Origin of the sequence: Pelagibius sp. (genome assembly GCF_965249265.1) — a bacterium.
GTDB lineage: Bacteria > Pseudomonadota > Alphaproteobacteria > Kiloniellales > Kiloniellaceae > Pelagibius.
In genome coordinates this window covers 2,548,785-2,565,634 of sequence record NZ_OZ252224.1, presented here as the reverse complement: position 1 = coordinate 2,565,634, position 16,850 = coordinate 2,548,785, and the positions used below count along the sequence as shown (strand labels likewise).

Genomic DNA, 16,850 nt, shown 5'->3' with positions numbered 1-16,850 from the left:
AAGAATCGGGCGGCGCCTCGGCTGAGGCCTAGCCCGCGTGTCTGCCCAGGGAACCCGACCGCATGGATGTAACGAGCCTGGCCATTGCCGGGGTACGCCTTTTGAAGCCTGCCAAGCATGGCGATCACCGGGGGTTCTTCTCGGAGACTTACAACAAGCAGGCGCTTGCCGAGGCTGGTATCGAGGGCGACTTTGTCCAGGACAATCAGTCGTTTTCGGCCGAGGCCGGTACGGTGCGGGGTCTTCATTTCCAGGTGCCGCCCCATGCCCAGGCAAAGCTGTTACGGGTCGTCCGCGGTGCGGTTTTCGACGTGGCTGTCGATCTGCGTTCGGGCTCGCCCGATTACGGCAAGCATGTCAGCGCCGTCATCTCCGCCGCCGACTGGAATCAGATTTACGTTCCGATTGGTTTTGCCCACGGGTTCTGCACCTTGGAGCCGGATACAGAGGTGATTTACAAGGTGACCGACTACTATGCGCCGGCGGCGGAGCAGGGGGTGCTTTGGAATGATCCGGACCTGGGCATCGACTGGCCGCTGGACCCTGCCAAGGCGGTTCTTTCCGACCGCGACCGCCGCTTTCCGCCTCTAAGTGATTTGTCAAAGAATTTTGTTTATGGAGGAAAGGCTTAGGTGGCCTTTCTAAGAGGTCGTTCGAAGTGTTTTGAGCCAGCCGTGCCGGCTTCCGGTCTCGGCTTGGGGAGCGTAAAATGAAAATCCTGGTCACCGGCGGTGCCGGTTTTATCGGTTCTGCAGTCATCCGCCAGCTTCTGTCGTCCAAAACCGCTCAGGTGGTGAACGTCGACAAGCTCACCTATGCCGCGACCCCCGAAGCGCTGGAGCACTGGGCGGAAGCCGAGGATTACGCTTTCGAGCAGGTCGATATCTGCGATGCAGCGGCGCTGCACGCCGTTTTTGCGCGGCACCGCCCGACGGCTGTTATGCATCTGGCGGCCGAATCCCACGTCGACCGTTCCATCGATAATGCCGGGGATTTTATCCAGACCAACGTCGTCGGCAGCTACCGGCTGCTGGAGACGGCGACAGCCTACTGGCGCGAACTGGAAAGCGCGGAAAAGGCAGCCTTTCGCTTTCACCACATCTCCACCGATGAAGTCTTCGGAGCACTGGGCGCAGAAGGCCATTTCACCGAGGAAACGCCTTATCAGCCCAACTCGCCCTATTCGGCGAGCAAGGCGTCATCCGATCATCTGGTGCGCGCCTGGAACAAAACCTATGGCCTGCCGACGGTCACCAGCAACTGCTCCAACAATTACGGGCTCTATCAGTTTCCCGAGAAGCTGATTCCTTTGATGATCATCAACGCCTTGAAAGGCAAGGCCTTGCCGGTCTACGGCAAGGGAGAGAACGTGCGCGACTGGCTGCACGTCGAAGATCACGCGCGGGCTCTGATCGCCGTGTTGACCCAGGGCCGGGTGGGGGAGACCTACAACGTCGGCGGCGACAGCGAGGAGCGCAACATCGATGTCGTCGGGCGGATCTGCGATATGGTCGATGCGCGCCAACCCCGCGGCGACGGCTCTTCACGGCGCGATCTGATCACCTTTGTGACCGACCGGCCGGGGCACGACCTGCGCTATGCCGTGGACTCCTCCAAGATCCGCTCGGAGCTCGCCTGGCGTCCAATGGAGAGCTTCGAGATCGGGCTCGCGAAGACCGTCGACTGGTACCTCGAACACGAAGCCTGGTGGCAGGGAATTCTGGAGCGCCGCTATCAGGGTGAGCGCCTGGGCCTGGCCACACCCAAGAAGGCGGGCTGAGGGTGTCGGCGGGCAGGCAGGATAAGATTCTTCTGCTGGGCGGCGGCGGCCAGTTGGGCCGCGAGGTCGAGCAACTGGCGCGGGCACGGGGATTGTCGATGACCGTGGCAACCCGCGAGACCGTGGACATCACCCATCGCCTTGCGGTGCGCAGCGTCATCGACCAAGGGTATTCCCTGGTGATTAACACGGCCGCCTTCACGGCGGTCGACCGTGCAGAGATGGAGGAGGGCCGGGCGCTTGCCGTCAACCGCGACGGTGCCGGTTTCGTCGCGGAGGCCTGCCGCGATACCGGCGCCGCACTGGTGCACCTGTCGACCGACTATGTTTTTGACGGCACCAAGGGGTCGGCCTACGTGGAAACAGACCCGGTTTCGCCTTTGGGGGTCTACGGGCGCAGCAAGGCTGCAGGCGAGGACTCGGTGCGACAGGCCTGTCCTCGCCACGTTATCTTACGAACTTCCTGGGTGTTCGGCGCCCAGGGCTCCAACTTCGTGAAGACGATGCTGCGGCTGGGGCGCGAGCGCGGTGAAGTCTCGGTCGTCGCCGATCAACTCGGCTGTCCGACACCGGCTCTCGGTCTGGCTACGGCCGTCTTGGCGGTGGCGGTCTCTTCATCTGATGACGACTGGGGCACCTATCACTGCTGCGGCAACGAAAGAACCACATGGTTCGACTTTGCCCAGGCAATCTTTGCGGAGCAGTCTGCACTTACCGGCGAGACGGCGCCGAAAGTCCATCCCATTGCGACGGAGGACTATCCGACCGCCGCCAAGCGGCCGCCTGATTCGACGCTCGATTGCCTGGCTTTTCAGGCCCGCTTCCGCCAACAGCCCATCGATTGGCGCCAGGGGCTGAGGGACGTGTTGCGGGAGCTGCAGGGCGGCAGACAGGTCGCTTCAGCCGGACGGGCATAGGGGGAAGATACGATGAAGGGACTCATTCTGGCAGGCGGTGCGGGGACGCGTCTGCATCCGGTCACTTTGGCGGTCAGCAAGCAGCTTCTTCCGGTCTATGACAAGCCGATGATCTACTATCCGCTTTCGGTACTGATGATGGCCGGCATCACCGAGATTCTGATTATCACGACACCCCACGACGAAACCTTATTCCGGAGCCTTCTGGGCGACGGCAGCCAGTGGGGCCTTTCTATCGGTTATGCCGTGCAGCCGAAGCCGGAAGGGCTGGCGCAGGCCTTTCTGATCGGCAAGGACTTCATCGGCGGCGACAACTGCTGCCTGATTCTGGGGGACAACATCTTCTATGGTCAGGGCCTGCAGGAAATTCTGATGCGGGCCGCGGCGCAGCGCAGCGGCGCCACCGTCTTCGGCTATCAGGTATCCGACCCGGAACGCTATGGCGTGGTCGAATTCGATGATACCGGCCGGGCCGTCAGCCTGGAGGAAAAACCCGCGGAACCGAAGTCGCGCTTCGCGGTGACGGGCCTTTATTTTTATGACCAGAAGGTCGTGGATATCGCCGCGGATTTGAAGCCTTCCGCGCGTGGGGAACTCGAGATCACCGACCTCAACCGCCGCTATCTGGAAGCGGGTGAGCTGCAGGTCGAGCTTTTCGGGCGTGGCTACGCCTGGCTCGACACCGGCACTCACGACAGCCTGATCGACGCCGCGCAGTTCGTACAGACCATTGAGCATCGCCAAGGCCTGAAGATCGCCTGTATCGAGGAAATCGCCTTCCGCAAGGGCTTCATCTCCGCCCAGGCCCTGGCGGATCTGGCCCAACCGCTGCGCAAGAACGACTACGGTGAGTACCTGCTGCGCATCGCCGAGGGCAGGGGCTGACCTTTGGGCTGATCTTGCGTCAGGATTGAAATTCGCCAACAGGCGGGGCAGGCTATGCTGCTGGGAGCCCAACAATGCCGCGCGTGACTTTCACCGCCAACTTGCAGCGCCATCTCGACTGTTCTTCTTTGGACGCGGTGGGCGACAGTATTGCCGCGGTTATGGCGGATGTTTTTGAACAGCGTCCACAGATGCGCTCCTACATCGTCGACGACCAGGGCCAGCTGCGCCGCCATGTGAACATCTTTGTCGACAACGCCATGATCAAGGACCGCAAAGGGTTGACCGATCCTGTCGGCGCTGATGAGGAAGTTTTTGTGTTTCAGGCACTTTCGGGAGGGTAGAGCCAATGGCCGATTTCATTCTGGCGGCAACCCGCAAGGGTCTTTTTCGTCTTGGGATGGACGGTGATCCACAGCCGCGTTGTATCGGCTTCCTTGGCGATCCGGTGTCTGCGATCCTGCAGGACGAACATGACGGTGCGATCTATGCAGCGCTGAATCTCGGTCACTTCGGCGCGAAGCTTCACCGCTCCGACGACTTCGGCCAGACCTGGCAGGAACTGCCGGTTCCGGCCTATCCGCCCGGGGAAGGGGAGGATGCGCCGAGCCTCAACTTTATCTGGACCTTGGCGCGCGGTGGCCTGGATCAGCCGAAGCGCCTCTGGGCCGGTACGCTGCCCGGCGGTCTCTTTCGTTCCGATGATCGCGGGGAAAGCTGGGAGCTGGTTGAATCTCTTTGGAACCAGCCCTCGCGCAGCGAATGGTTCGGTGGCGGCTACGATCAGCCGGGCATTCACACGGTCATCGTCGACGATCGGGGCAGAGTCCTCGTCGGGATTTCTTGCGGCGGCGTCTGGATCAGCGAAGACGACGGCGCCACCTGGGCTTTGGGTGGCAGGGGCCTGGCCGCGGACTACATGCCGCCGGACCGCCAGGACGACCCCAGCATCCAGGACCCGCACCGCCTTGAGATCTGCCGGGACGCACCCGACACCGTCTGGTGCCAGCATCACTGCGGCATCTTCCGCTCGGAGGACGGCGGCCATTCCTTCGTGCAAATCAATGACGTTAAGCCTTCAGGATTCGGCTTCGCGGTCGCCGCTCATCCCAGTGATCCCAAGACCGCCTGGTTCGTACCCGCGGTGAAGGACGAATGCCGGGTGCCGGTGGACGGCCGCTTTGTCGTGACCCGCACCCGCGACGGCGGGGCCAGCTTTGAGACCCTGTCGCGGGGCCTGCCGCAGGCAGAGGCCTATGACCTGGTCTATCGGCACGCCCTGGCTGTCGGCGCGCACGGAAGGTCACTTGTCATGGGCTCGACCACAGGCGCTCTCTGGCTCAGTGAGGACGCCGGGGAAAGCTGGTCGCTGTTGTCGGCGCACTTGCCGCCGGTGGCTCAGGTCTGTTTTGCCGACAGCCCCTGATGCAGCTCCCTTGATCGCAGCCCTCTTGATCAAGGCGGCGAATCGCGCTTCGCTGGCCGGGCCGCAGCACTACCCAGGGAGCGGGCCGTGAGCGAAGAGAAGAAGCCGATCTACTACGCCGACTATCTTCAGCTTGACCGGCTGCTGTCGGCCCAGATGCCGGAAAGCGAGCGGCAGGGCCGTCCGGCCCATGACGAGTTGCTGTTCATCATCGTCCACCAGGCCTACGAGCTCTGGTTCAAGCAGATCCTGCACGAAATGGCTTTGCTCGACCGCATTTTCGCCAGCGCCGCGGTCGACGACCGGGACATCGGCAAGGCGGTCTCCGCCCTGCAGCGGATCGAGCGCATTCTGAAACTGGTCATTGGCCAGCTTGACGTGCTGGAGACCATGACGCCACAGGACTTCCTGGAGTTCCGGGACCTGTTGTTTCCGTCTTCGGGGTTCCAGTCTTTGCAGTTCCGCCTGATCGAGATTGGTCTTGGCCTGCGGCGCGACGATCGGGTGACACCGGATGAAAAACCCTATGACAGCCGGTTGAATGAAGCTGACAGGGCGAAGGTCCAGGCTGCGGAAGCGGTGCCCAGTCTGAGCGACAGGATAGAGGCCTGGCTGGAGCGCACCCCCTTTGTCGAGATCGGCGGTTATCGTTTTCAGGAGAGCTACCGCAGCGCGGTCAGCCAGATGCTGGCGCGGGATGCGGCGATCCTGCGCGATAACCCGGCCATCGGTGTGAAGGAGCGCGAGGCCGGCCTCGCCGGTCTTGAGGCGGCACAGGACCGTTTCGAGGCGATCTATGACCAGCAGCGCCACGCCGCGCTGGTCGAGCAGGGGGCCTGGCGCTTTTCATTGGGCGCCCTGCAGGCGGCACTTTTCGTCACCCTCTATCGCGATGAACCGGTGCTGCAGCTTCCCTTCCGCCTTTTGAGCCTGCTTATGGATATCGATGAAACCATGACGGCCTGGCGTTACCGCCATGCGCTGATGGCCCAGCGCATGATCGGCATGAAGCTGGGAACCGGCGGTTCCTCCGGCCACGACTACCTGAGCGAGGCGGCGCGTCGTTATCGGGTCTTCGGCGATCTCTTCGCGCTCTCGACTTTTCTCATCCCACGCTCGGAACTTCCGCCCCTGCCGGATGAACTGCGTCGCGCCATGGGATACGGCTATGCCACATCGCAAGACTGACCGAGAATGAAGAGCTACAAAGAATACTTCAGCCGCGCGCTGCAGGCTGCGCCGGGCCGTCTGCATTTCGCGGCCCACAGTCATCACCTCTGGCCGGATGTCAGTTTTGATGCCCAGGTCGCCTGCTGGGAGGATGCAGCACGGCTGGCTGACCGCAAATGGGATCACGTTTTCGGCGAGGTGGTGCCGGATGCTCAGCGTCGGATCGCCAAGGTGCTGAACCTGTCACAGCCGGCGGCGATCGCTTTTGCGCCGAACACCCACGAATTCCTGCGCCGTCTTCTGTCCTGCCTGCCGGCGGATCGCGCGCCGAGGATTCTCACCAGCGACGGCGAGTTTCACAGCTTCACACGCCAGATTGCCCGCCTGGAAGAGGAGGGGCTGGTTGCCGTGACACGGGTGCCGGTAGAACCCTTCGGCAGTTTCGCCGAGCGCTTCCTTGCAGCCGCAGAGGCGGCGCAGGGGGTGACGGACTTCGATCTGATCTACGTCAGCCAGGTCTTCTTCAACTCCGGCTTTGCGATCGAAACCCTCGACGACTTGGTGCACGGGTTGCCGGTGGGCGGTTCCTTTGTGGTCATCGACGGCTATCACGGTTTCCTGGCACGGCCCACCGATCTCTCGGCTGTCGAGGCGCGCGTGTTCTATCTCTCCGGCGGTTACAAATACGCCATGGCGGGCGAGGGGGTCTGTTTTCTCCATGCGCCCGAGGGCTACGGGCCGCGGCCGCGCGACACCGGATGGTATGCGGCTTTTGGCGCCCTGGAGCAGACGGCAGGGTCGGGCGTGGCTTATGCCGGGGATGCCGGGCGCTTTCTGGGTGCAACCTTCGATCCGGTGGGCATCTATCGCCTGCGGGCCGTCCTGACGATGCTGGACGATCTGGATCTCGGGGCGTCCGAGATCCGCGATCATTCAGTCGCCCTCCAACATCTCTTCATCGAGGGCGTGACGCGGGCCGGCCTGACGCATCTGCCGGCGGAGACGCTGTTGCTCGACCCGCGGGCTATGCCCTGCGGACAGTTTCTGACCTTTGATCTTGGAGAGGCGGTTGCGGCATCCTTGCAAAGCCGGCTATTGGCCGAAGAGGTCATAACCGACCAGCGCGGCGGACGGCTGCGCTTCGGTTTTGGCATCTATCAGGACGCCGATGATGTTGAGAAGCTGCTTGATCGGTTGACCCGGCTCTAGCGGCCCGAGACGACCGTCACTTCTGCTCGTAGGGTTCTTCGCCGTCCAAAGGCAGGATGCAGGTGAGGCGCTTGGCGCGCTCTTCGGCGAGAGCCTGATCGGAGAAAGTCTCCTTGCAGATCGTGATACCGATCAGTCCGTCAGGGGTGCCGTCTGTCCCCATCAGGGGCAACAGCATGCGCTCCCCATAACCCGGCTGACGCCATTCATGATAGAGCCTGCCGATCACCAGGCAGATAGCGGGCCTTTCCACACAGGCCAGAAAGTAGCGCCGAACCCGCTCCAGGGCGTCCGGTGCCACGGTTTCCTCGAGTGTTCTGCCGACCAGCGAGGCGTCGTAGCGGGCGCGGATGTTCTCGCCCTCCAGCCGATAACGGAGTTGCCGGCTTTCCCTCTCGTAATCCATCAACCAGATGTCGGGCAGCAGGGCGGGAAAGTTTTCCGGCTTCAGGCTCTCGCGTCGCGGGGGCCGGCTGCCGCTGCCGGCGGCGATCCAGGTGTCCGCCATCTGAGCGGCTTCAGCCGAGGCCAGATAGTTTTTGGCTCTGACAGCGGCTTCCTGCCACCGCGGGAAAGACAGCATCGGTAAAGGCACTCTTCCTTGGTGAAACGGCATGTCAGAGAGAATCGTCCCAAGCCGCTTCTATAGCACGGATCGTATTTGGGCCGATGCCTTGCGCCTGGAATTCTCGGCGCAGCGAGCGAATTGTTTTTGCACAAAGAATTTCTTCCGGAGCGCCGTCGTGGGGTTTCCGGGGACCGGTAATTCCGGAAACTAGGACAGAAAAGAGGGGCGCAGTGTCGCCACTGCGCCCCTCTCTGTCATGTTGGCTCCGCGGGCAGGACTCGAACCTGCGACAAGGTGGTTAACAGCCACCTGCTCTACCAACTGAGCTACCGCGGATCAGGAATGGCCGCTGACCAAGTCACCCCGAATCAGCGAAGCGCGGTTATATCAAACCCCTGTCTGGGCTGCAAAGAATTTACAGCACAATTTCCAGGGCTTTGTCACGCCCCGGCGACCACCGCAAGAAGGCATTCGGCGACGGACAGGTAGGAAGAGTTCGGCATATGGAACCAGCGCAGGAATTCCGCTGTCGTCATCTCGCCCGAAAGCCAGCGCTCCAGAAACATCTTACTCACCGGATGCAGCCTGTCGGGCAGGCAGATGAGGATGTCTTCCCTGATTTTCCAGTCTCCCCTTGGTTCCGCCACATGGCTGTGACATCGGACGAGAAGCAAATGATCTTCGGCTGTTGCCCCCAAACGCTGTCCCAAGAGTGTAGGGCGATCCCTGTCTTTTTGGTAAAGAACTGCAAAAGTTCATGTTTTGTTCTTGATTGATTGCAGCCGCTTGAGTAAATTCCCTGTCTGGCGAGCGGCCGGTGCGGAAACCCGCGACAGCCGCCGAAATCAATCAAGCGACAGGGAGAAGCCGCGCATGAGCAACTTCGGGATGAACGAGATCGAGCCGCCGCTTTGGGAGCGTCTGGCGAGCGGCCTGGCAGCTTTCGGAACCTTCGCTTTCTTCTTCAGCGCTGTCGGCTATGGCTGGTACAGCCTGCTTCTGGCTATGGCGCAGTAAGCCCCAGGGCAGATGTATCGGAAGATTGGAGAGCTGGTTGCGGAGGGCTTCGGCGCTGGCCGCAGCCTGGAGGCCCGGGCCGGAATCGAACCGGCGTGCAAGGATTTGCAATCCTCTGGATAACCACTCTCCCACCGGGCCGCGGCAGGCGGGCAGAAGCTATACTGCCCGGCCCTGGCTGGGTCAAGCTGGCAACTGGCGGTCTTGACCGGTGTTTCGGCCAGGGTTTTTGTCCGGCTGCTGGGGAGCGTTTTGGCGTTCAGTTTCGTTGTTTTCTTTGACCTTCGCGCCTATAAGTCCATCTGATAGGAAGCACAGAGGGTTTGCACTTCTCGCAGAGCGTTCGGGCTTAGGAATGCTGATTGCGCGGGTGCCGGCCCCAGCCAGGGCGCGGAAGGTGACATGGTTGATTTTGCAGCAGCACGCCTGAACATGGTCGAGAGCCAGATCCGCACCAACAAGGTTACGGATTTGCGGGTGATCGAGGCATTTGAAGCGATGCCGCGCGAACAGTTTGTCGAAGACGCCTTGCAGGGGATTGCCTACGTCGACGAGGACCTGGAAGTCTCGCCGGGCCGTTATCTCATGGAACCGATGGTGTTGGCGCGGCTGCTTCAGGCCGTTGCGCCGGGCCCGTCCGACATGGTTCTGGATATCGGTTGTGCGACAGGTTATTCGACAGCGGTGCTGGCTGGATTGGCCGAGACGGTGGTCGGGCTGGACAAAGACCGCGGCATGGTGGAGCAAGCGAACCGCACGCTCAACGCACTGGATCTCGATAATGCCGTTGTTGTCGAGGCCCCTTTGGAAGGCGGCTATGCCAAGCAGGCGCCTTACAACGTCATTCTGCTGCAAGGCGCCGTGAGCGAGGTGCCGGCGGCCATCAAAGAGCAGTTGGCCGAGGGCGGACGCCTGGCAGCGGTTGTTATCGACGAGGCGGGGATCGGGCGGGCGACGCTGATCCAGCGTTCCGGTAACATCTTCGCGGCACGGATTCTCTTCGATGCCGCGACACCTCTTTTGCCGGGCTTTGAAAGAGAAGTCGGTTTCGTATTCTGACATCTGGAGCCTGTTGCCTGCTGGGGGCTGCGGCACAGTGTTCTTGATGTTTGTGGGCTTAGTGGGTTGGGACGCTTTGCGATTCCCAAAACGACTCACCTTCGATGCAATCCTACCGGGCGGCCAGATCCGGCACCCGGCAACAAGGCAGGGAGAGAATCTCGCATGAGGTCACCGACTGTTGGCCGGCGGCATGGTTTGTCGCTAGGAAAGCTTATCCTTGGAAAGCAAACCATTGAGCGCACCCAGCAGCGTAACTGCAGGACCGAGTTCTCCGCTGCGGCGGTCATGATGGCCGGGCTGATTTGGGCACCCGTCGGGCTGCAGGCGCAGACCCTGGAAGAAGCGCTCATCCAGGCTTATCAGTCAAATCCGACCTTGGCGGCCGCCCGTGCCGAGTTGCGGTCGATCAACGAGGCGGTGCCCCAGGCCTTGGCCAACTGGCGTCCGCTGGTGGAGGCTACGGGATCGGCCGGCCAAGGTACCGACAGTTTTGAGCAGCCGACCGAGCGCGATAACGTCGGGCGCAGCCCGGTGACCGGCGACCTGACCCTTACGCAGCCGTTGTATCGGGGCGGGCGTACCGTCGCCGGCACCGAGCGAGCGGAAAACGAGGTTCTGGCCCAGCGCGCGTTTCTGGCCGACAGCGAGCAGACAGTGTTGCTTGACGGCGTCACGGTCTACGCCGATGTCTGGCGCGATCAGTCGGTTCTGGAATTAAACCTGAACAACGAACAGGTCCTGGCCCGTCAGTTGGAGGCCACCCAGGACCGCTTCGAGGTCGGCGAGGTGACCCGGACCGACGTGGCGCAGTCGGAAAGCCGCCTGTCTTCCGCCACCGCTGACCGGATCCAGGCCCAAGGCAGTCTTTCCACCAGCCGGGCGGCCTTCGAGAACGTGATCGGCGTTTTCCCGCAACTCCTTGAACAACCACCGGGACCCGGCGCGCTGCCGCCGGACCAGGCCTCGGTCGTTTCTGCGGCAGAGGAGGCGAATCCTCTGGTTCTGGCGTCTGAGTTCACCGAGCTGGCGGCCTTGCGAAACGTGCGTGAGGTCGAGGGCGAATTGCTGCCCGAGGTGAACTTGCAGGGGCAATTGAGCTATCAGCACGAGAGCGCGTCCCGCAACAGCGAAAGCCGTGGCGCCGAAGTACTTGCCCAGGTACGGATACCGCTTTACCAGCAGGGCTCGGTATCGAGTCGGGTCCGTGAGGCCAAGCAGATCGCCAGCCAGCGCCGCTTGCAGGTCCGCGAGGCGCTGCGGCAGGCCCGTGAGGATGCGATTTCTGCTTGGGAGAACCTGCAGACGGCGCAGGCGCAGATCCAGGCTTTCCAGGAGGCCGTGCGGGCCAACGAGATCGCCTTGGAGGGCGTACGCCAGGAAAATGCGGTCGGGGCGCGTACGGTCCTGGATGTCCTGGACGCGGAGCAGGAATTGCTCGATGCCCAGGTAAACCTGGTCGGCGCTCAGCGTGACGAAGTTGTTGCAAGCTATGAGGTTTTGACGGCCGTCGGCCGTATGACCGCCGGGGATTTGGGCCTTCCGGCTGAAATCTACGACCCGGAGACCGATTATCGTGAAGTCCGGGACTCCTGGTTCGGCTTGTCGGCGCCGGGCGCTCCCGAATAATCCGTCTTATGGTTAACAGAAAATTTCCGCTTTCCCCTTAAGCAGTGTTACAAGACCGTTCTGTTAACGTGGCTTTCCGGGCCTCAGGGGACTTAGTGGTTTAGGAATGTCGGAAGACCAAAACGAACCGACAATGGAGGAAATTCTTGCCTCCATTCGGCGGATTATCTCTGAGGACGAGCCGGACGAAGAGGCCGCGGCGAAGAAGAAGGCCGAGGGCGAAGCGGAAGCCGTTGCCGAGGAAAAGCCGGAGGCTGATACCCCCGATCAGCAGAGCGAATCCGGATCGGAACCCGATCCGGCGCCCGAGGCGGAGCCCGCACCCGCGCCGGCTGAACCCGAACCGCCGGTAGAACCCGCTGCACCGTCGGGGCCACCGCCGTCGGGTGCTGACAACATCCTTGACCTGACCAAGATGGTTTCGGAGGACGGCAGCATCGTCGATCTAGAGAAAGAAGCCGCGGAATCGGGGGCGGAGACGCCTCCGGAAGCCGAGGCGGAGCCCGATCCGGAGCCTGCGCCCGAGCAGGACGAAGCGCCGGAGCCGGCTGCCGAAGAGGCGGCCCCGGAAGCGGATGCCGAACCCGAAGCCGAAGCACAGCCTGAACCGGAAGAAGAGCCGGCAGCCGAGGCCGAACCGGTTCCTGAGCCCGAAGCCGAACCGGAACAAGAGCCGGAGGCGGAAGCCGAGCCCGCGCCTGAAGCCGAAGAAGAAGCGGCAGCCGCGGCCGAGCCGGAACCGGAGCCCGAACCCGCCGCTGAAGCAGAGCCAGAGGCGGAGCTTGTGGCCGAAGCCGCCGAGCCCAGCGAAGCGGGAACCGACTTGGCGGCGCCCGGTATCGAGAGCGAGGTTGTCTCCGCCGCCACAGCCGCGGCCGCCACCGCCTCATTGACGGCTGTCACCAAGGCGGCCATGGCCAACCAGCAGCCGGACGGTATCGCCATCGGCGGCGGCCGGACCTTGGAGGAGCTTGTGCGGGCCTCCCTGGTGCCCGAACTCAAAGGCTGGCTGGACGAAAATCTCCCCGATCTGGTAGAACGGATCGTCCGTGAGGAGATCAAGAAGATGGTACGACGCGCCGAGGATCAGTAGGCCGGGCCGCCTAACAGGCGGTTTTTGATGGGGCCTGCCGTATGGCGCAATCCCCTACCATCTGATATCCACATTCCGAAAATTCATCCCGGGCGCTGAATTGCGCGCGCCCGGCGACACTTCAAGAGGATCGCCAGCTATGCTGGAAAAGACATATCGGCCGCAGGAGGTCGAGGATCGTCAATATGCGCGCTGGGAGGAGGCCGATGCCTTCGCCGCGCAGTTCGACGAGAGCAAAAAGCCTTTCACCATCATGATTCCGCCGCCCAACGTGACGGGCAGCCTTCACATGGGACATGCGCTGAACAACACGCTGCAGGACATCCTGGTCCGTTTTCAGCGGATGCGCGGGCGCGACGTCCTTTGGCAGCCGGGCACCGACCATGCCGGCATTGCCACCCAGATGGTGGTCGAACGCCAATTGGGTGAACAGGGGATCGAGCTTGACCGCGGCATGCCCCTGGCCCCGGGCAATACCAGCAAGATCGGCCGTGACGACTTTATCGAGCGGGTCTGGGCCTGGCGCGAGGAGTCCGGTGGCACCATCCTGAAACAACTGCGCCGCCTGGGTGCCTCCTGCGACTGGTCGCGCGAGCGCTTCACCATGGACGAAGGCCTGTCCGAAGCGGTGCTGAAGGTCTTCGTGACCCTCCACAAAAAGGGTTTGATCTATCGCGACAAGCGCCTGGTGAACTGGGACCCGCGCTTTCACACGGCGATTTCCGACCTCGAGGTGGAGCAGCGGGAAATCAACGGCCACCTCTGGCACTTCAAATACCCGATCGAGGGTGAGGAAGGCCGCTTCATCACCGTAGCGACCACCCGGCCGGAGACCATGCTGGGTGATACAGCAGTGGCTGTGCACCCGGACGACGAGCGCTACCAGGATCTGGTTGGCAAGCATGCGATCCTGCCGCTGGTGGGCCGCCGGATCGTCATCGTGGCCGATGACTATGCCGATCCGGAACAGGGCTCGGGCGCGGTGAAGATCACCCCGGCGCACGACTTCAACGACTTCGAGGTGGGCAAGCGCCACGACCTGGAGATGATCAACGTCTTCGACCGCGACGCCAGGATGAACGACTCTGTGCCGGAGGCTTACCGCGGCCTGGACCGTTTCGAGGCGCGCAAGCGGATCGTTGCCGATATCGAAGCCGCCGGTCTGTTGGAGAAGATCGACGATCACCGGCACATGGTCCCGCACGGCGACCGCTCCGGCGTGCCGATCGAGCCCTACCTGACCGACCAGTGGTACGTCGATGCGGAGACGCTCGCCAAGCCGGCGATCGCCGCTGTGGAATCCGGGCGGACGGTCTTCGTGCCCAAGCAGTGGGAGAAGACCTACTACGAATGGATGCGCAACATTCAGCCCTGGTGCATCTCCCGCCAGCTCTGGTGGGGGCACCAGGTGCCTGCCTGGTACGGGCCCGACGGCGAAGTCTTCGTTGCCCATGACGAGGGCGAAGCCGCCGAGGCCGCTGCGGCGCACTACGGAAAGTCGGTGGAACTGACCCGGGACACGGATGTTCTGGACACCTGGTTCTCCTCGGCGCTCTGGCCGTTTTCCACGCTCGGCTGGCCCGAGGAAACGGCGGCATTGAAGCGCTATTACCCCGGCGATGTGCTCGTGACCGGCTTCGACATCATCTTCTTCTGGGTGGCTCGGATGATGATGAGCGGCCTTGAATTCATGGACGGTGAGGTGCCCTTTCATACGGTCTACATCCACGCCCTGGTGCGGGATGAAAAGGGCCAGAAGATGTCGAAGTCCAAGGGCAATGTCATGGACCCCCTGGACCTCATCGAAAAGTTCGGCGCCGATGCCGTGCGCTTCACCCTGACCGCGCTCGCGGCGCAGGGCCGGGACATCAAGCTGGCCGAGAGCCGGATCGAGGGCTATCGCAACTTCTGCACCAAGATCTGGAACGCGGCCCGCTTCTGCGAGATTAACGACTGTGCCTATGGGCCGGACTTCGATCCCGCCGCCAACGGCCAGCGCGTGAACCGCTGGATCGTCAGTCAGCTTGCGCAGGTCGAACCCAAGGTGAGCGGGGCAATCGAGGCCTATCGTTTCAACGAGGCGGCCCAGGCGCTCTACCAATTCATCTGGCATACCTACTGCGACTGGTATCTGGAGTTCGCCAAGCCGCTGTTCCAGGGCGATGACGAGGCGGCCAAGGCGGAAACCCGGGCGACGGCGCTCTGGGTGCTGCACAAGGCATTGTTCCTGCTGCATCCGATCATGCCCTTCCTGACCGAGGAACTCTGGCAGCAGACCGGGGAGGGCGGGGCGGATCTGATGACCACCGCATCCTGGCCTGACTTCGACCAAGGACTGATCGACGCAGAGGCCGATGCGGCTCTCAACTGGGTGGTCCGTATGATCGGCCAGATACGTGCCGTGCGCTCGGAGATGAACGTGCCGCCGGGCGCGCGCATCGCCTTGATCGTGAACGAGGCTTCTGAGATCTCGAAGGCCCGGGTCGGCGATCACGAGACCCTGATCAAGACCCTGGCACGGGTGGAGACCATCGCTTACGACCAACCGGTGCCCGAAGGCTCGGTGCAGGACGTGCTGGAGGAATCGACCCTGGTTCTGCCCCTGGCTGACGTCATCGATCTGGCCCAGGAACAGGCCCGTCTGAAGAAGGAGATGGACAAGCTGAAAGGCGAGATCGGCAAGCTCGACAAAAAGCTCTCCAACGAGCAGTTCCTCGCCAAGGCCCCTGCGGAGGTGGTCGAGGAGCAACGTGCGCGGCTGGCGGACGGTCAGCAGGCCATGGACAAGCTGCAGTCGGCGCTGGAGCGCCTCGGCGGTGCCTAAGGCGGCCCGAAGTCAGGCGAATCGTCCAGAAGAATTGTTTTTGGTCAGTGATCTAAAGGCATTTCTTGAAGGAATGTGGAAGCTTGAACGAAGCCTGGAAGACGGCATTCGCGACGAGACCGGTGCGCTGATCGGCGAAGCCCGCTTCGTGACTGCGGATGGCGGCCTCGACTACCGTGAAGAAGGCATGCTTTCGCTCGGCGATCATCGCGGCGCGGCGCACCAAGCCTATCGCTACGATTTTCCGACACCTGGCCGCGCGGCGGTGTCCTTCACCGACGGACGCTTTTTCCACGATCTGGACCTGACCGCGGGAATATGGACCTGTCGGCATCGTTGTGGTGATGATGATTATGCGGGAGAGTTTCGCGCTCTGAATGCCGACCTTTTGCGTGTCCTTTGGCGTGTCAAAGGCCCGCGAAAGGACACGCTGCTCGACGGTCTCTATCGCCGGGTGGGGTAAGAGAAGCTTGGCGCGCAGTGGGTGGAAGGCGTATAGCTCTGGGTGACAAGGCCTTCGGGCCGGATGATGAGGATAGGAAAGGGGAAAGGTAAAGATGACGGCTTTGCAATTGGAACAGGGAACCCTGGCAACGACGCTTTGGCCGCGTCACGGAAAGCTGGGCGAGATGAACGGCCTTCTGCGGTCTACGTTGCTGGCCGTCGTCGGCTCTTTGCTGCTTTGGGCTTGCGCCAAGATCCAGGTGCCGTTCTACCCCGTGCCCGTCACCATGACGACCTTTGCTGTGATGGCCATCGGCTTGGCTTATGGCTGGCGCCTTGGTGCGGTGACCGTTCTGCTCTACCTGGCCCAGGGGGCCGCAGGTCTGCCCGTCTTCGCCGGAACGCCGGAAAAGGGTATCGGTCTGCTTTACATGGCCGGCCCGACCGGCGGTTATCTGCTGGGCTACGTTCTGATGGCAGCGGCTTGCGGCGGCCTTGCCCAACGCGGCTGGGACCGCCACGTTTTCACGGCCGGCCTTGCCATGCTGATCGGCAGCGTCCTCATGTATCTGCCGGGGCTGTTCTGGCTGGGTGTCCTGTTCGGCTGGGATAAGCCGATCCTGGAGTGGGGCCTTATTCCGTTTGTCCCCGGCGATCTGCTGAAGATCGCGTTGGTCGCGCTCAGCCTGCCGCTGGCCTGGAAGCTGCTGGCCAAATTCCGCTAACGGAAGCTTCGGATTACCTGCTGCTGAAGGGGTCGGCATTCGCCGGCCCCTTCACGCATGGGGATATGCGCAATTCGCGATGGTGGCGATGCGCGCCTGCCGTT

At 62.5% G+C, this 16,850-nt stretch carries 17 protein-coding genes and 2 tRNA genes; 15 read left to right on the top strand and 4 right to left on the bottom strand.

What is annotated here, in order from left to right:
• Positions 1 to 62 precede the first annotated feature (62 nt).
• From rfbC to ACP146_RS12260, 8 genes are all read left to right on the top strand, one after another.
• Positions 63 to 632: a dTDP-4-dehydrorhamnose 3,5-epimerase gene (gene rfbC, locus ACP146_RS12295; protein WP_422367047.1), complete on the top strand. Its 570-nt coding sequence runs from the start codon at positions 63 to 65 to the stop codon at positions 630 to 632.
• Positions 633 to 709: 77 nt separating this feature from the next.
• Entirely contained in the window at positions 710 to 1,780 is a 1,071-nt protein-coding gene (rfbB, locus tag ACP146_RS12290) for a dTDP-glucose 4,6-dehydratase (protein ID WP_422367046.1), read from the top strand.
• A gap of 2 nt (positions 1,781 to 1,782) precedes the next feature.
• The gene (gene rfbD / locus ACP146_RS12285) at positions 1,783 to 2,697 is read left to right on the top strand and encodes a dTDP-4-dehydrorhamnose reductase (RefSeq protein ID WP_422367045.1); all 915 of its coding nucleotides are present in this window, start codon (positions 1,783 to 1,785) and stop codon (positions 2,695 to 2,697) included.
• Positions 2,698 to 2,709: 12 nt separating this feature from the next.
• Positions 2,710 to 3,582, top strand: a complete 873-nt coding sequence (gene rfbA / locus ACP146_RS12280) for a glucose-1-phosphate thymidylyltransferase RfbA (protein ID WP_422367044.1) — start codon at positions 2,710 to 2,712, stop codon at positions 3,580 to 3,582.
• Between the two features lie 74 nt (positions 3,583 to 3,656).
• On the top strand, positions 3,657 to 3,926 hold the full coding sequence (locus tag ACP146_RS12275) for a hypothetical protein (protein ID WP_422367043.1): 270 nt from the start codon (positions 3,657 to 3,659) through the stop codon (positions 3,924 to 3,926).
• A gap of 5 nt (positions 3,927 to 3,931) precedes the next feature.
• Positions 3,932 to 5,008, top strand: a complete 1,077-nt coding sequence (locus tag ACP146_RS12270; protein ID WP_422367042.1) for a WD40/YVTN/BNR-like repeat-containing protein — start codon at positions 3,932 to 3,934, stop codon at positions 5,006 to 5,008.
• Between the two features lie 87 nt (positions 5,009 to 5,095).
• The gene (locus tag ACP146_RS12265; RefSeq protein ID WP_422367041.1) at positions 5,096 to 6,196 is read left to right on the top strand and encodes a tryptophan 2,3-dioxygenase family protein; all 1,101 of its coding nucleotides are present in this window, start codon (positions 5,096 to 5,098) and stop codon (positions 6,194 to 6,196) included.
• A 6-nt stretch (positions 6,197 to 6,202) separates the two neighbouring features.
• On the top strand, positions 6,203 to 7,387 hold the full coding sequence (locus tag ACP146_RS12260) for an aminotransferase class V-fold PLP-dependent enzyme (RefSeq protein ID WP_422367040.1): 1,185 nt from the start codon (positions 6,203 to 6,205) through the stop codon (positions 7,385 to 7,387).
• Between the two features lie 16 nt (positions 7,388 to 7,403).
• On the opposite strand, the gene ACP146_RS12255 is transcribed toward ACP146_RS12260, so the two are convergent.
• From ACP146_RS12255 to ACP146_RS12245, 3 genes are all read right to left on the bottom strand, one after another.
• A complete protein-coding gene (locus tag ACP146_RS12255) occupies positions 7,404 to 7,895 on the bottom strand; it encodes a PAS domain-containing protein (protein ID WP_422367039.1) in 492 nt (163 codons plus the stop codon).
• A 320-nt stretch (positions 7,896 to 8,215) separates the two neighbouring features.
• Positions 8,216 to 8,291: transfer RNA gene (locus ACP146_RS12250), tRNA-Asn, on the bottom strand.
• A 104-nt stretch (positions 8,292 to 8,395) separates the two neighbouring features.
• Positions 8,396 to 8,629, bottom strand: a complete 234-nt coding sequence (locus ACP146_RS12245; RefSeq protein ID WP_425032643.1) for a hypothetical protein — start codon at positions 8,627 to 8,629, stop codon at positions 8,396 to 8,398.
• A gap of 199 nt (positions 8,630 to 8,828) precedes the next feature.
• Here ACP146_RS12245 and ACP146_RS12240 point away from each other — a divergent pair, with 199 nt between their 5' ends.
• The gene (locus tag ACP146_RS12240; protein ID WP_422367037.1) at positions 8,829 to 8,972 is read left to right on the top strand and encodes a hypothetical protein; all 144 of its coding nucleotides are present in this window, start codon (positions 8,829 to 8,831) and stop codon (positions 8,970 to 8,972) included.
• A gap of 67 nt (positions 8,973 to 9,039) precedes the next feature.
• Here the strand turns inward: ACP146_RS12240 and ACP146_RS12235 are convergent.
• Positions 9,040 to 9,113, bottom strand: a tRNA-Cys gene (locus ACP146_RS12235).
• A gap of 261 nt (positions 9,114 to 9,374) precedes the next feature.
• On the opposite strand from ACP146_RS12235, the gene ACP146_RS12230 reads away from it, so the two are divergent.
• The 6 genes from ACP146_RS12230 to ACP146_RS12205 all read left to right on the top strand — a co-directional run bounded on the left by ACP146_RS12230 (position 9,375) and on the right by ACP146_RS12205 (position 16,746).
• Complete coding sequence (locus tag ACP146_RS12230) at positions 9,375 to 10,031, top strand: protein-L-isoaspartate O-methyltransferase family protein (RefSeq protein ID WP_422367036.1); 657 nt, start codon at positions 9,375 to 9,377, stop codon at positions 10,029 to 10,031.
• Positions 10,032 to 10,196: 165 nt separating this feature from the next.
• Complete coding sequence (locus ACP146_RS12225; protein WP_422367035.1) at positions 10,197 to 11,660, top strand: TolC family outer membrane protein; 1,464 nt, start codon at positions 10,197 to 10,199, stop codon at positions 11,658 to 11,660.
• Positions 11,661 to 11,766: 106 nt separating this feature from the next.
• Positions 11,767 to 12,753: a DUF2497 domain-containing protein gene (locus ACP146_RS12220; protein WP_422367034.1), complete on the top strand. Its 987-nt coding sequence runs from the start codon at positions 11,767 to 11,769 to the stop codon at positions 12,751 to 12,753.
• A gap of 139 nt (positions 12,754 to 12,892) precedes the next feature.
• Positions 12,893 to 15,577 (top strand): valine--tRNA ligase, encoded by a 2,685-nt coding sequence (locus ACP146_RS12215; RefSeq protein WP_422367033.1) that lies wholly within the window; start codon positions 12,893 to 12,895, stop codon positions 15,575 to 15,577.
• On the top strand, positions 15,570 to 16,040 hold the full coding sequence (locus ACP146_RS12210) for a DUF6314 family protein (protein WP_422367032.1): 471 nt from the start codon (positions 15,570 to 15,572) through the stop codon (positions 16,038 to 16,040). Before ACP146_RS12215 ends, ACP146_RS12210 begins: the two co-directional genes overlap by 8 nt.
• 94 nt (positions 16,041 to 16,134) lie before the next feature.
• Positions 16,135 to 16,746: a biotin transporter BioY gene (locus ACP146_RS12205; protein ID WP_422367031.1), complete on the top strand. Its 612-nt coding sequence runs from the start codon at positions 16,135 to 16,137 to the stop codon at positions 16,744 to 16,746.
• Positions 16,747 to 16,850: the final 104 nt, after the last annotated feature.

Coding starts and splice junctions, on each gene's coding strand:
- ACP146_RS12240 (WP_422367037.1), top strand. CDS start 8,829: ATGAGCAACTTCGGGATGAACGAGATCGAGCCGCCGCTTTGGGAGCGT.
- ACP146_RS12230 (WP_422367036.1), top strand. CDS start 9,375: ATGGTTGATTTTGCAGCAGCACGCCTGAACATGGTCGAGAGCCAGATC.
- ACP146_RS12275 (WP_422367043.1), top strand. CDS start 3,657: ATGCCGCGCGTGACTTTCACCGCCAACTTGCAGCGCCATCTCGACTGT.
- ACP146_RS12270 (WP_422367042.1), top strand. CDS start 3,932: ATGGCCGATTTCATTCTGGCGGCAACCCGCAAGGGTCTTTTTCGTCTT.
- ACP146_RS12255 (WP_422367039.1), bottom strand. CDS start 7,895: ATGGCGGACACCTGGATCGCCGCCGGCAGCGGCAGCCGGCCCCCGCGA.
- ACP146_RS12220 (WP_422367034.1), top strand. CDS start 11,767: ATGTCGGAAGACCAAAACGAACCGACAATGGAGGAAATTCTTGCCTCC.
- rfbC (WP_422367047.1), top strand. CDS start 63: ATGGATGTAACGAGCCTGGCCATTGCCGGGGTACGCCTTTTGAAGCCT.
- ACP146_RS12205 (WP_422367031.1), top strand. CDS start 16,135: ATGACGGCTTTGCAATTGGAACAGGGAACCCTGGCAACGACGCTTTGG.
- ACP146_RS12225 (WP_422367035.1), top strand. CDS start 10,197: ATGAGGTCACCGACTGTTGGCCGGCGGCATGGTTTGTCGCTAGGAAAG.
- ACP146_RS12215 (WP_422367033.1), top strand. CDS start 12,893: ATGCTGGAAAAGACATATCGGCCGCAGGAGGTCGAGGATCGTCAATAT.
- rfbB (WP_422367046.1), top strand. CDS start 710: ATGAAAATCCTGGTCACCGGCGGTGCCGGTTTTATCGGTTCTGCAGTC.
- rfbA (WP_422367044.1), top strand. CDS start 2,710: ATGAAGGGACTCATTCTGGCAGGCGGTGCGGGGACGCGTCTGCATCCG.
- ACP146_RS12260 (WP_422367040.1), top strand. CDS start 6,203: ATGAAGAGCTACAAAGAATACTTCAGCCGCGCGCTGCAGGCTGCGCCG.